This is a genomic window from Variovorax sp. 10N420 (assembly GCF_056394705.1).
This window is the reverse complement of sequence record NZ_JBFTIJ010000001.1, coordinates 364,450-377,835: the sequence shown is the minus strand read 5'-3', so window position 1 is coordinate 377,835 and position 13,386 is coordinate 364,450. Positions and strand designations below refer to the sequence as shown.

Sequence of the window (13,386 nt, the reverse complement as noted above, 5' to 3'; positions counted from 1 at the left end):
GCTGAGCCGCAGGGTCTACTTCGCCTTCGGCGGCGGCAAGCGGCCCAGCTCGCGTTCAACCGCCAGCCCGATGGCCAGAAGCTTGCGGTCGCTGCCTGCCGGCCCGTCCAGTTCCAACCCCACCGGCAAGCCTGTCGTGGCGCCCAGGCCAGCGGGCAGTTGTATGCCCGGGATGCCTGCATTGCTGCCCGGGTCGGTGTTCTGGATCAGCGCACTGAAGTTCTCCGGGCTGCTGGCCTCGGGCGTCGCCGCCAGCGCCACACGCGGCACGGTCGGAAAGATCAACGCATCGAGCTTGTTCCTCGCGAACGTCTCGCCATAGAGCTTCTGCAATTGCGGTCGAGCGACGCGCATTGCGTTGTCGTAGGCGGGCTTGGCGTCGACTACGCCATTGGCGGCCGGCAACTTGCGCGGCATCACCAGTCCTTCGAATGTGCCCTTGACGTCCGGGCTGGCGATGCCCGCCGTCAGCTTGGCAATGTCGATCCCTGTCGGGTACCTGGCGAGGTAGGCCACCATGTCGTCGTGTGCTTCGTAAAGCGCCACGGGGAAGCCGACTGCTCCGTTGATTTCCATGAGATGGGGCATGTCCACGTCCACCAGCGTCACGCCGGCGGCGCGCAGCTTGTCCAGCGCGGCATCGGTGGCGGCCTTGGTGTCGGCATCCAGATTGGCGTAGAAGGCCGGCACCACGCCGAGACGCACCCGCTTCAAACTGGCGGCCTCGACAGGCTTGCCGCCAGCGATCACCCGATCGAGAAGCGCAACGTCGGCCATGGACAAAGCCATCGGGCCCGCCGTGTCGCGCGTGTGCGAAATGGGCGCGATGCCCTGCTGCGAGTAGCGTCCGACCGTCGGTCGCAGCGAAGCGCAGCCGTTGAAGGCGCATGGGATGCGCACGGAGCCGCCCGTATCGGTGCCGAGAGCGGCCGGTGCCATGCGGGCGCCGAGCGCCGCGCCGTTGCCGGAAGACGAGCCGCCGGCGATCCGTGTCGGGTCGTAGGCATTGCGCACGCCGACCTGGGGACCGCTCTGGAAAGTGGGGTTGTAGCCAGTCACCCCAAAGGCGAGCTCGTGCATGTTCGTCTTGCCCATGATGACTGCGCCGGCCGCCCGCAGCTTGGCGACCACGGGCGCATCGGAGGTGGGCACGAAGGACTTCAGCGCTGGCGTCCCGGCCGTGGCGGGCAAGCCCTGCACCTGGATGTTGTCCTTGATGACGATCGGCAGCCCCGCCAGCGGCTTGCACGGACCGCCGCGTTTTCTGGCCGCATCGGCAGCCTTGGCAGCCTTCAGGGCGCCGGCTTCGTCGAGCGTGACGAAAGCGTTGAGGTTTGTTCTGGCCTTGGCCCGCGCCAGATAGGCGGAGACCAATTGCTCGCTGCTCAGCGAACCGGCGCACAGTTGCCGCACGGCTTCGCTCGCAGTCAGCGTGGCGATGTCCGGAGTGCCGGATGCGGCGCGCGCCGTCGGCGACAGGGCAGCAACGCACAGCAAAGGAAGGGCCAAGACTGCAGATGCGGATTTGGGGATGAACATTGGCGATCTCCGATAGAGGGTTCGCCATGCTGCGCCCTTTGCGCTGCGCCGTCTGTCATCGAAATCGATGACACGCCAATTCCCGCTACGCAGCGCTCAGGCGGGGCTGTCCGGCGCGGGTCGCAGCAGCCCGGCCGCGGCACGGGCGCCCAGCGTCATCTCGGTCATCCATGAGACCAGGAGCATGCCGTAGGCCTGGCGGCTTCGCTCGTCAGACAGCGCATGATCGGCTCCGGCGATGCATCGATAGGTGACCGATTTGACATGCTTGAAGGCGCCCAGATAGCTCTCGATCACGGCGTGGGGCACGGTCTTGTCGTTCTCGGATTCGACGATGAGCGCGTCGCCTCGGAATTGCGCACAAGCGGCCAGCGCGCGGTTGTCCGGCGGCGCCACGACGGACCTTCGGTACTCCGCCAGATCGCTGCGGCTCAAGTCTCCCTTCGGAACGTTCCAGTCGGCGTCCCGGTAGAGGGCCGGAACGCGAAGCGCCAGCCACCGGACAGGCCGAAGCGTCGTGGCGATGGCCGCGAGGTAGCCGCCGTAGCTGCTCCCGACAATGGCGATCGATTCCGGATCGACAGTGGGATGGTGAACGAGAACATCGTAGGCGGCGAGCACGTCCCGCAGGTTCTCCTCGCGGCTCACCGATTGCCGTTGGGCGACATGCCGGGCGTGGCCGCGCAGGTCGAACGTGAGGCAGACGCAACCCAGCGCGGCGATCTCGTGCGCGCGCGCCTTGTATTGCTCCTGGCTGCCGTCCCAGCCATGCACGAGCAGCACGCCGGGCACGGCGTTCGAGGCAGCGACCAGCGTGCCCTCGATGTGCTGCCCGTCCACGGCGATCTCGACCTGTTTATGCCGGGTCGCCATGGGCTTCTACAAAGCTGTATTTCATCAATCGGCCCACGTCCGGGTCATGGCCGCTGTAGTTGACGCAGGCTCCGGGCGGAAGCTCGGCTTCGCCGAACACCTCGAAGCACGATGCGCGCACCAGCGAGCGCTCGGGCTGCGTCTTGAAGACTTCGAGCGCTGCCACTTCCGCGCCGGTCGCGCCACCGAGACGCCATGACTGCTCCAGCACGCCCGAACGCCATTGGCCGGCATCGTCGTGGCCTTGTGCGACGTCGTAGTTGATGCGCGACGCCATGAAACCGGGAAAGCTCTCGACCACGGCTGCGTGATAGACCGCTGCCTGCTCGATCGCCAATTGCAGCGAGGGTTGAAGCTGCAACTGGTCGAGCGCATCGAAGCCGCCTCGCACGGCGGTCAGGTCGGAGCCTCCGTAGACCCAATGTCCACGATGGTTCTGCGTGAGCCGCTGCAGGCCGTAATAGCTGATGGTCAGCCCGCCGATCTTCACCTGACCGACGCTGAGGGTGCGCGGGTCGTGGAGATTGCGCTCGAGGACGACGCCGTCCGTCGCGATGTCCGGAATGTTGGCCAGCGTTCGGTCGAGAGAAGCGGCGTCCCTCACCACTGTCTGCCCATTGCCGCCCGTGGCTCGCACCGGTTTCAGCCTGACATCGCCTTCGGACAACAGCACACGGCCGGCGCGGCGCGCATCGGCTTCGCTGAATGCGGTCGTGCCGGGCAAGACGCACTTGCGGACGCGCGGTGCAAACGATTCGACCCAGTCACGCGGGCCTTCCGCGCTGTCATCGTGCAGCGGATGGCTGATGGCCTTGGTCGCGACATAGCGGAAGGGCACCGCGCCGCCGAAGAAATCGTCTTCGCTGCGAATGCCGATGGCCTGCGCCCGGTGGGTTTCCACAGTATCGCTCGGTACGAAGTACAGGGGGCCCGGCGGCGGCGGACGATGGCTCACCAGCCCGTAGTACTGCAGCCCCCGCAATGCGGCGATGCGTTCGGCGAGAGCGCGTCGCGTGAGGCGCTCGTGTTCGCCGCAGTAGTTTGCCGAATCGATGACCCATTCCATCACGTATCCGGCTTCCCCAAGCGCAGGGTCGCCAGATGCCTGGCGCGGGATCTGCTCGTTCCGCAAGCTGTTCATGTCGCCTCCTCACGGGCAAACTGCTCGCCAAGCGCACACCGCCGTGTCGGAGGAAGGCGCATGACACTGCGCGACAAGGCTGCAATGCGCGCCTTCCGCCGCTACTTCCTCCGCCGACTTCAGATGCGCTGCAGTTGCGGATGCTTCGCGAACAGTTCCGCGGCCCAGTCGACGAAGGCGCGAACCTTGGCGCTCAGGTGCCGGTTGGGCGGATACACCACATGCACCGGAAGCGGCGGCCGGGTCCAGTCCGGAAGGATCTGCACCAACTCGCCGCTGGCAATGTAAGGCTCCGCCATATAAGTAATGACCTGTGAAAGGCCAAAGCCCCCCAGCACGGCCGTCATGTGCGCATTGCTGTCGTTGACGGAGACGCGATAGGGCCCCGCGATCTCCAGTTGCTCCTCGCCGCGATGGAATTCATGTGGATACACGCGGCGGGTGCTGCCGGAGAAGAAGCTCACCACGAGGTGGCGCTTTTCGATATCCGAAGGGTGCTGCGGCACGCCATAGCGCTTGATGTATGCGGGCGAGGCCACGGTCATCCAGGGCAGGTTGCCGATGCGCCGGGCCACTAGTGACTGGTCGGTCAAATCGCCGCCCCGAATCACGCAGTCGACGTTGTCCGTAATGAGGTCGACGGGCCGATCGCTGACCCCCACGTCGACCTGAATGTCCGGATAACGGTCGCAAAAGGTTGCAAGCGACGGCAGGATGACGAGCCGCGCCATTGACGAGCCGACATCGATCCGCAATCGCCCCGTGGGATTGGCCTGCGCGTTGGTCATGCTCGACTCGATGTCGTCGAAGTCATTCAGCAGCCGGGCGGTGCGTTCGTAATAGGCGGCGCCGTCAGGCGTGACAGTGACGCGCCGCGTCGTGCGATTGAGCAGCTTCACGTGCAGGCGCGACTCCAGCGCCTGGATCTGCTTGGTGACGGTGCCTTTGGGCAGGCCGAGCGAATCCGCTGCGCGGGTGAAAGTGCCTGCCTCGACGACGCGGACAAAGATCCGCATGGCCTGGATCTGATCCATCTATGCTGCTCCTGGGATGGGACGGGCGCCAGTTGGCGGGGGGGCCGGGGGAGCGGGATTCTCACACGGCCTCTCAGGTCGATTGTTCTTCCAATGGAAACAGAGTGGGGTCCGGTGTCTGGTTGCAGCAACGGACCAGAGACTTATATTCCACCTATCGTCCATCCACAGAGGTCGTCCATGTCAACCCCAACATCCCCGTCGATCGCCGAAGGCTCCCCGGCCACCGTGCGGGATGCCGAAAAGGACATCCGCATCGAACTGCCCGGCCGCGAGGCGGTACGGGCCCGCGTCTACGGCGAGCGCGCCCGGGGTGCCACGGTGCCGCTGGTGCTGCATTTCCATGGTGGCACCTTTGTCTGCGGTGACCTGGACAACGGCCGCAATGTGGCCCGGCTGCTGGTCGGCGCCGGTGCGGTGGTGGTGTCGCTGGACTATCCACTCGCCCCGAAGGCTCCGTTCCCCGAACCCATCGAAGTCGGCTTCGCGTCGCTCGAGTGGCTTTACAAGCAGCGGACCAAACTGGGCGGCAAGGGCGCGGAGGTGTTTCTTGCTGGCGAAGAGGCCGGCGGCAACCTTGCCGCGGCGGTCGCCCTGATGGCGCGCGACCGGTCACATCCTCCGCTGGCCGGGCAGATCCTGCTGTCGCCGATGCTTGACCCGTGCACGGGAACGGCATCGCTGCGGCAGGCGAAAGGCGATGCCGTGCAGTGCCGCTGGGCGTCGGGCTGGCAGGAGTACCTGAGCCGTCCCGTCAATGCGACGCACCCCTATGCGGTTCCGGGCGGCTCGCTCAGGCTGGCCCAGGTGGCGCGAACGCTGGTGCTGGTCGGCAAGGACGATCCGATGCGCGACGAAGCCCTGGCCTTTGCGCAGCGGCTGGGCGGCGCCGGCATCGACGTCAGCGCCAATGTGCTGCCCGCCGCTTCGAACTGGCCCGAAGCACTGTTCAAGCCCGACGACCCCGGCTGCGCGGCCTGCGAAGCTGTCGTTCAGAAACACTTCCGCGAGTTTTTCAGCGCGGCACCGCCGCCTCACTGAGCGGCGACGCACGGCAGACGTGCGCCGAGATCCCGTTGCGCGGGATGGACCCCGAAAGCTGAGGTGACCGCACCTCGATCGGTGCGATGAACGACCGTCGCACCGGTGACGCTTTCGTCCGCGCAACGCTATTTCGGCACACGCCCCCGCGCTCCCAAGTCGATCCCCATGTTTTTCCCGCTGTCCTGCGCTACCCGCGCGGGAGGGCGATTTGCATCCCAAGAAGTCTCCAAAAGGACGAACCATGTCGAACTCCAAGCTTTCTTCCCTGACCCGGCGCGGTCTCTGGCCGGCAGTGACCGGCGTCACCGCCATCGTCGCCATCGCGTCCGCAGCGCTCGGCTTTCACAGCCTCAATGCCCAGGCCAACAGCCCGAGCGCTTCGGCGCCACAGGCGGTGCCTGTGTCCGTGGCAACGGTGGCGGCGAGCGACATCAACACCTGGGACGAGTTCTCGGGCAGGCTCGAAGCGGTCGAGCGGGTGGACGTGCGATCCAGGGTCGCCGGTGCGGTGCAGGCCGTGCATTTCCGCGAGGGCGCGTTGGTCAAATCGGGCGAATTGCTGATCACGATCGATCCGGCGCCGTACGCCGCCGAGGTGGACCGCGCCGAAGCGCAAGTCGCTTCGGCCCAGGCTCGGGTGGCCTTCACCCGCAGCGAGCAGGAGCGTGCACGCCGTCTTTGGGCCGAGCAGGCGATTGCCCAGCGCGAGCTCGACGAACGCACCAATGCCGGTCGCGAGGCCGAGGCCAGCCTCCGCGCGGCGCAAGCATCGCTGCAAAGCGCGCGGCTCAATCTCGGCTACACGCAGGTGCGCGCGCCGGTCGCCGGGCGCATCGGCAAGCTGGAGGTGACGGTGGGCAATCTGGTGGCGGCCGGCCCTGGCGCACCGGTGCTGACGACGCTGGTTTCCGTCAGCCCCATCTACGCGAGCTTCGACGCTGACGAGCAGATCGTGGTGCGCGCGCTCAAGGACTTGCCGGGAGGCTCGAGCGCCCGTTCGACCATCGAGGGCATCCCTGTGCAGATGGGCACCGCCGGCACGGACGGCACGCCCTACGTCGGCCGCTTGCAGCTCATCGACAACCAGGTCGATGCAAAGAGCGGCACCGTGCGGGTGCGCGCGGCCTTCGACAACAAGGACGGCGCGCTCATCCCTGGACAGTTCGCGCGCATCCGCATGGGCCAGGCGCACAGCGACATGGCCTTGCTCGTGAACGAGCGCGCGGTCGGCACCGACCAGAACAAGAAGTTCGTGATGGTCATCGGCGAAGACAACAAGGCCGAGTACCGCGAAGTCGCGCTCGGTGCGCCCGTCAACGGCTTGCGCGTCGTGACCAAGGGGCTCAAGCCAGGCGAGCGCGTGGTGGTCAACGGCCTGCAGCACATCAGGCCCGGCGCGATCGTGACGCCGCAGACCGTGACGATGGACGCCAAGTCCGAGATAAGCCCGCAAACACAGCGCGTCGCGGACGCGAAATCCTGATCCCGGCCATGACGGGGGAATCACCATGAATCTTTCCAAGTTCTTCATCGACCGGCCGATCTTTGCCGGCGTGCTCTCGCTCCTGATGCTGATCGCGGGCCTGATCGCGCTGCGCGGGCTGCCGATCTCCGAGTATCCCGAAGTGGTGCCGCCATCGATCGTGGTGCGGGCCAACTACCCCGGCGCGAACCCGAAGGTGATCGCCGAGACCGTGGCCACGCCGCTTGAGGAATCCATCAACGGGGTCGAAGGCATGCTCTACATGAGCAGCCAGGCCACTACCGATGGCCTGCTCACGCTGACGGTGACCTTCAAGCTCGGCACCGATCCCGACAAGGCGCAGCAACTGGTGCAGAACCGCGTCTCGCAAGCCGAGCCCAGGCTGCCCGAAGAAGTGCGCCGGCTCGGTATCACGACCATCAAGAGCTCGCCAGATCTCACGATGGTGGTGCACCTGCTGTCGCCCAACGGCCGCTATGACATGACCTACCTGCGCAATTACGCGGTGCTCAACGTCAAGGACCGGCTGGCGCGCGTGCAGGGTGTCGGCGACGTGCAGCTGTTCGGCTCCGGTGACTATTCGATGCGCGTCTGGCTCGATCCGCAGAAGATGGCGCAGCGCGGACTTTCGGCAAGCGACGTAGTGCGAGCCATCCGCGAACAGAACGTGCAGGCAGCCGCGGGCGTGGTCGGTGCATCGCCGGGCCTGCCGGGTGTGGACATGCAGATTTCGATCAACGCACAAGGCCGCCTGCAGACCGAGGACGAGTTCGGCGACATCATCGTGAAGGCCAGTTCGGACGGCGCCGTGACGCGGCTGCGTGACGTGGCGCGCCTCGAGCTCGGTGCGTCGAGCTATGCGCTGCGCTCGCTGCTCGACAACAAGGATGCCGTCGCGGTCCCGATCTTCGCGGCGCCAGGCTCGAACGCGATTCAAATCTCGAACGACGTGCGCGCCACGATGGCCGAGCTGAAGAAGAACATGCCCGACGGCGTGGACTACAGCATCGTGTACGACCCGACGCAATTCGTGCGCGCCTCGATCGAATCGGTGATCCACACGCTGCTGGAGGCCATCGCGCTGGTGGTGCTCGTGGTCATCCTGTTCCTGCAGACGTGGCGCGCGTCGATCATTCCGCTGCTTGCAGTGCCCATTTCGGTGATCGGCACCTTCGCGGTGATGCATGTCTTCGGCTTCTCGATCAACGCGTTGAGCCTGTTCGGTCTGGTGCTTGCGATCGGCATCGTGGTGGACGACGCGATCGTGGTCGTGGAGAACGTGGAACGCAACATCGAGGCTGGCCTGAGTCCGCGCGAAGCGACTTACCGGGCCATGCGCGAGGTGTCGGGGCCGATCATCGCGATCGCGCTGGTGCTGGTCGCGGTGTTCGTGCCACTGGCTTTCATCAGCGGCCTGACGGGGCAGTTCTATCGACAGTTCGCGCTGACGATTGCCATCTCGACCGTGATCTCGGCGATCAACTCGCTGACCTTGTCACCGGCGCTCGCGGCATTGCTGCTGCGCGGCCACGATGCGCCCAAGGATGCGCTGACGCGCGGCATGGACCGTGTGTTCGGCCGCTTCTTCCGTGGCTTCAACCGGGTGTTCCACCGCGGCGCCGAGGGCTACAGCAGCGGCGTGAAGGGGGCTATCTCGCGCAAGGCGCTGATGATGGTGATCTATCTCGCGCTGGTGGGCGTGACCTTCGGGCTCTTCAAGGCAGTGCCCGGCGGCTTCGTGCCCGCGCAGGACAAGCAATACCTGATCGGCTTCGCCCAGTTGCCTGATGGCGCCACGCTCGACCGTACGGAAGAAGTCACGCGCCGCATGAACGACATCGTGATGAAGCAGCCGGGGGTGGAGCACGCAATCACCTTCCCGGGCTTGTCGATCAACGGCTTCACGAACAGCTCGAACTCCGGCATCGTCTTCGTGAGCCTGAAGGACTTCGACGAGCGCAAGGCTGCGAACCTCAGCGCAGGTGCCATCGCCGGGCAGCTCAACGCGCAGTTCAGCCAGATCCAGGATGCATTCATTGCGATCTTTCCGCCGCCGCCGGTCCAGGGGCTGGGGACCACCGGCGGATTCAAGCTGCAGTTGGAAGACCGGGGCTCACTGGGCTACGCGGCCATGGATGGCGCGGTGAAGGCGTTCATGGCCAAGGCCTACCAGACGCCGGAACTCGCGGGCATGTTCACGAGCTGGCAGGTCAACGTGCCGCAGCTCTACGCCGACATCGACCGCACGAAGGCGCGCCAGCTGGGCGTCTCTGTGACGGACGTCTTCGACACCATGCAGATCTACCTCGGCAGCCTGTATGCGAATGACTTCAATCGCTTCGGCCGCACGTACAGCGTGCGTGTGCAAGCCGATGCGCCGTACCGGGCTCGCGCCGAGGATGTCGGCCTGCTCAAGGTGCGTTCGGCCAGCGGCGAGATGGTGCCTTTGTCCGCGCTGATGAACATCCAGCCGAGCTATGGGCCGGAACGCGCGATGCGCTACAACGGGTTCCTTTCGGCCGACATCAACGGGGGACCGGCGCCCGGCTTCTCGTCGGGGCAGGCGCAGGCCGCCATCGAGCGCATCGCCGCGGAGACGCTGCCCAAGGGCATCAGCTTCGAGTGGACGGAGCTGACCTACCAGGAGATCCTTGCAGGCAACTCCGCGCTGTGGGTGTTCCCGCTCGCGATCCTGCTGGTGTTCCTGGTGCTGGCCGCGCAGTACGAGAGCCTCACGCTGCCGATCGCGATCATCCTGATCGTGCCGATGGGCTTGCTCGCGGCAATGACCGGCGTGTGGCTGTCGAAGGGCGACAACAACGTCTTCACGCAGATCGGGCTGATGGTGCTCGTCGGCCTCTCGGCGAAGAACGCGATCCTGATCGTGGAGTTCGCGCGCGAGCTGGAGTTTGCCGGGCGCTCGCCGATACAGGCAGCGGTCGAGGCAGCCCGGCTACGGCTGCGGCCCATCCTGATGACTTCGATGGCGTTCGTCATGGGTGTGCTGCCGCTCGTGTTGTCCACGGGTGCGGGCGCCGAGATGCGCAAGGCCATGGGCATCGCGGTGTTCTCCGGAATGATCGGCGTGACGGCTTTCGGTTTGTTCCTGACGCCCGTCTTCTATGTGCTGCTGCGGCGCATGACGGGCAATCGCCCGCTCAGGCTGCACGGCGAGGTGCCGCATGTCGACGCATTCGCTACCGCGCCGGCTGGCGGCGGACCGCTGCGGCCGATGCCCGCCGCACCCCTGAAGTCTTTGGAAAGCTGATCATGAAAAACAAGACACAAGGAAACGCAAGTCCTTGGCGCGCGGCATTGCTGCCGCTTCTCGCGGCACTGGTGCTCGCCGGTTGCGCGAGCACGCCGGCCGAGCCGCCATCCTTCACGCCGCCAGCGCAGTTCAAGGAATTGGCAGCCAAGCCCGGCGAAGGCGCCTGGACGCGCACCCAGCCTGCGGAGGCGCAACCACGCGGTGAGTGGTGGCGCGCCTTCAACGATCCGGTGCTGGACAAGCTGATCGAAAGCGCGAACGCCCGCAACACCAACATCCAGGCTGCGGCTGCGCGCCTTGCCGAAGCGCGTGCCTTGGCTCGCAGCACCGATGCCGATCGGTCGCCGCAGCTTCGCGCAGTGGCGGGCGGAGTGCGCAGCGCCGGGCTGGACCGCAACCTGAGCCCGAAGCCCTCGTCGCTCATCACCGCGGGGGCCGATCTGTCGTACGAGGTCGATCTGTTCGGCAAGCTCTCGCGAGCAAGCGATGCAGCGCGCCTTGATGCGGATTCGCGCGAGGGACTGCTGCAGAGCACGCGGCTGCTGATCGAGGCCGAAACGGCTCAGACCTATCTGCTGCTGCGCTCGGTCGACGCTGAACGCGAGTTGGTGCGCGACACGGTCGAGGCTTACCGGGACACGCTGAAGCTCACCCAGAGCCGCCAGCGAGCGGGCGACATTGCCGAGCTCGATGTTGCGCGTGTGGAGACCGAAGTCGCTTCCACGGAGTCCGATGGCCTCACGCTCGATCGCCGTCGGGCCGAACTGGAACACGCGCTCGCCGTCCTCGCCGGAGACAACGCCTCGGAGTTCGGCGTGACGACCGAGAGCTGGTCGACGGCATTGCCGACGATCCCGGCTGGTGTGCCCGCGACGGTGCTGACCCGCCGGCCGGACATCTCCGCCGCGCAGAAGTCGGTGCTGGCAGCGCAGGCGCGCGTCGGCGTCGCGCAAGCTGCGTGGTTCCCGAACATTGCACTGACGGCCGGCGGCGGTTATGCGTCGTCCGACTTCAGCGATCTGCTCAATTGGTCGGCGAAATCGTGGGGAATCGGTGCGCTGCTCGCCTTGCCGATCTTCGATGGTGGACGGCGCGAGGCGGGGGTGCAGAACGCGTCAGCGCAACTCGATGGTGCGCTCGTCAGCTATCGGGCCCAGGTGCTGGAGGCTTTCAGGGAAGTCGAAGACCAGCTCTCGTCACTGCGCATTCTTTCGGAACAGTCCCAGGTGCAGGGCAGGGCGGTGACGTCCGCGACCAGGGCGACGGCGCTGTCGAATTCGCGCTATCGCAATGGGCTGGTCAGCCAGCTCGATTTGCTCGATGCTCGCCGCCAGGAACTGCAGAACCGTCGGCAGGCATTGCAAGTGCGCTCGGCGCAATACCAGGCGACGGTCAGCCTGATCCGCGCCTTGGGCGGGAGCTGGGACACGCAAGTCGCTGCAGGGGATTCGAGCGCGCACGTCGCGGCGCGCTGAGACGGGTCATGGGCGGACGAGCCTGCGCAGCTCACGTGAAGGACAATCGCGCCCATGATTTCCAATGTGCCAGGGCCTCGAGCCCGCTGCGTCATGGTGCTGGGCACCACCAGCGGCGCTGGCAAGAGCTGGATCGCAACTGCGCTGTGTCGCTGGTATGCGCGGCAGGGGCTCAAGGTGGCGCCTTTCAAGGCCCAGAACATGAGCAACAACGCGCGGGTCGTGCAGGGTGGCGAGATCGGTAGCGCTCAGTACTTCCAGGCGCTTGCTGCTCGCGCCGAGCCTGACGTGCGCATGAATCCCTTGCTGCTGAAACCCGAGCGGGATACCCACAGCCAGGTCGTGCTGCTGGGGCAGGTCAGCCCCGAATTGACCGCGCTTCCGTGGCGCGGGCGCAGCGAACGCGTCTGGCCGCAGATCGCCGGCGCGCTCGATGAGCTTCGCGCGGAGAACGACGTCGTCGTCATCGAAGGCGCGGGCTCGCCGGCCGAGATCAACCTGATGGCGAGCGACATCGTCAACTTGCGCGTTGCCCGCCACGTGAATGCGCGCTGCCTGCTGGTGACCGACATCGATCGCGGCGGTGCTTTCGCGCACCTCTACGGCACCTGGGCGCTGATGCCGCCCGCTGACCGTGACCTGCTGGCCGGCTTCGTGCTCAACAAATTTCGCGGCGATGAATCGCTGCTCGCGCCGGCGCCGCGGCAACTGCAGGATCTGACCGGTGTGCCGACCGTTGCGACCCTCCCGATGTGGTGGCAGCACGGGTTGCCGGAAGAAGACGGCTTGTTCGATGACCGCAGCACCGCCAGCGGCGAGGTGACGCGCACGATCGCGGTGGTGGCCTATCCGCGCATCAGCAACCTCGACGAGTTCCAGCCGCTCAAGAACATTGCCGGCGTGCGACTGCAATGGGCGCGCAGCCCTGCCGATGTGGCGGGCGCGGACTGGATCATCCTGCCCGGCTCCAAGCACACCAGTGGCGACTTGGCCTGGATGCGCCAGCAGGGCCTGGACCGCGCGGTGACCGCACATGCGGCGCGCGGCGGCGCGGTGCTCGGTGTCTGCGGCGGACTGCAGATGCTGGGCGAGGCGCTCATCGATCCGCACGGCGTCGATGGCAACGGGCCGGGGCTCGGACTGCTGCCGGTGGTCACGCTGTTCGCGTCGGACAAGACCGTGCGCCATCGCGAAGCCACCTTCGCGTCAGTGTCTGGCGAATGGGCTGCGCTGTCGGGCATCATCGTGCGCGGCTATGAAATTCACCACGGGCAGACGGCCGAGCATGCGGCCATGGCTGCGGCGGGCGATCGCGCCGTCGCCGTCATGCCTGACCAACTGGCTTGGCAGAATACGGCGGGCAATGTGCTCGGGCTCTATCTGCACGGCCTGTTCGAGGATCCGAAGGTGCTGCAGGCGCTTTTCGGTGTCGCTGCCCGCACCCTGGACACCGTGTTCGATGGCCTCGCCGACCATGTCGACGCCCACTTTCAACCGGGTGTGCTCCGTTCCCTGATCGAATGACC

The 13,386-nt window shown here is 66.3% G+C and carries 9 protein-coding genes; 5 read left to right on the top strand and 4 right to left on the bottom strand.

What is annotated here, in order from left to right:
- Window positions 1-15: 15 nt before the first annotated feature.
- From iaaH to AC1DEK_RS01725, 4 genes are all read right to left on the bottom strand, one after another.
- Window positions 16-1,539, bottom strand: coding sequence for an indoleacetamide hydrolase (gene iaaH / locus AC1DEK_RS01740; protein WP_478123465.1), 1,524 nt, complete (start codon window positions 1,537-1,539; stop codon window positions 16-18).
- 96 nt (window positions 1,540-1,635) lie between these two features.
- On the bottom strand, window positions 1,636-2,412 hold the full coding sequence (locus tag AC1DEK_RS01735; protein WP_478123464.1) for an alpha/beta hydrolase family protein: 777 nt from the start codon (window positions 2,410-2,412) through the stop codon (window positions 1,636-1,638).
- Complete coding sequence (locus AC1DEK_RS01730) at window positions 2,396-3,553, bottom strand: DUF3182 family protein (protein ID WP_478123463.1); 1,158 nt, start codon at window positions 3,551-3,553, stop codon at window positions 2,396-2,398. The genes AC1DEK_RS01735 and AC1DEK_RS01730 overlap by 17 nt, the downstream gene beginning before the upstream one ends.
- 119 nt (window positions 3,554-3,672) lie before the next feature.
- Window positions 3,673-4,587 carry a LysR family transcriptional regulator gene (locus tag AC1DEK_RS01725; protein WP_478123462.1) on the bottom strand — a complete coding sequence of 305 codons (915 nt, stop codon included), beginning with the start codon at window positions 4,585-4,587 and terminating at the stop codon, window positions 3,673-3,675.
- 180 nt (window positions 4,588-4,767) lie between these two features.
- Between AC1DEK_RS01725 and AC1DEK_RS01720 the strand changes: the two genes are divergently transcribed.
- From AC1DEK_RS01720 to AC1DEK_RS01700, 5 genes are all read left to right on the top strand, one after another.
- Window positions 4,768-5,628: an alpha/beta hydrolase gene (locus tag AC1DEK_RS01720; RefSeq protein ID WP_478123461.1), complete on the top strand. Its 861-nt coding sequence runs from the start codon at window positions 4,768-4,770 to the stop codon at window positions 5,626-5,628.
- A 244-nt stretch (window positions 5,629-5,872) separates the two neighbouring features.
- Entirely contained in the window at window positions 5,873-7,114 is a 1,242-nt protein-coding gene (locus AC1DEK_RS01715) for an efflux RND transporter periplasmic adaptor subunit (protein WP_478123460.1), read from the top strand.
- A gap of 25 nt (window positions 7,115-7,139) precedes the next feature.
- Window positions 7,140-10,382 carry an efflux RND transporter permease subunit gene (locus AC1DEK_RS01710; RefSeq protein WP_478123459.1) on the top strand — a complete coding sequence of 1,081 codons (3,243 nt, stop codon included), beginning with the start codon at window positions 7,140-7,142 and terminating at the stop codon, window positions 10,380-10,382.
- Between the two features lie 2 nt (window positions 10,383-10,384).
- On the top strand, window positions 10,385-11,860 hold the full coding sequence (locus tag AC1DEK_RS01705) for an efflux transporter outer membrane subunit (RefSeq protein ID WP_478123458.1): 1,476 nt from the start codon (window positions 10,385-10,387) through the stop codon (window positions 11,858-11,860).
- A gap of 54 nt (window positions 11,861-11,914) precedes the next feature.
- Window positions 11,915-13,384 (top strand): cobyric acid synthase, encoded by a 1,470-nt coding sequence (locus AC1DEK_RS01700; RefSeq protein WP_478123457.1) that lies wholly within the window; start codon window positions 11,915-11,917, stop codon window positions 13,382-13,384.
- Window positions 13,385-13,386: the final 2 nt, after the last annotated feature.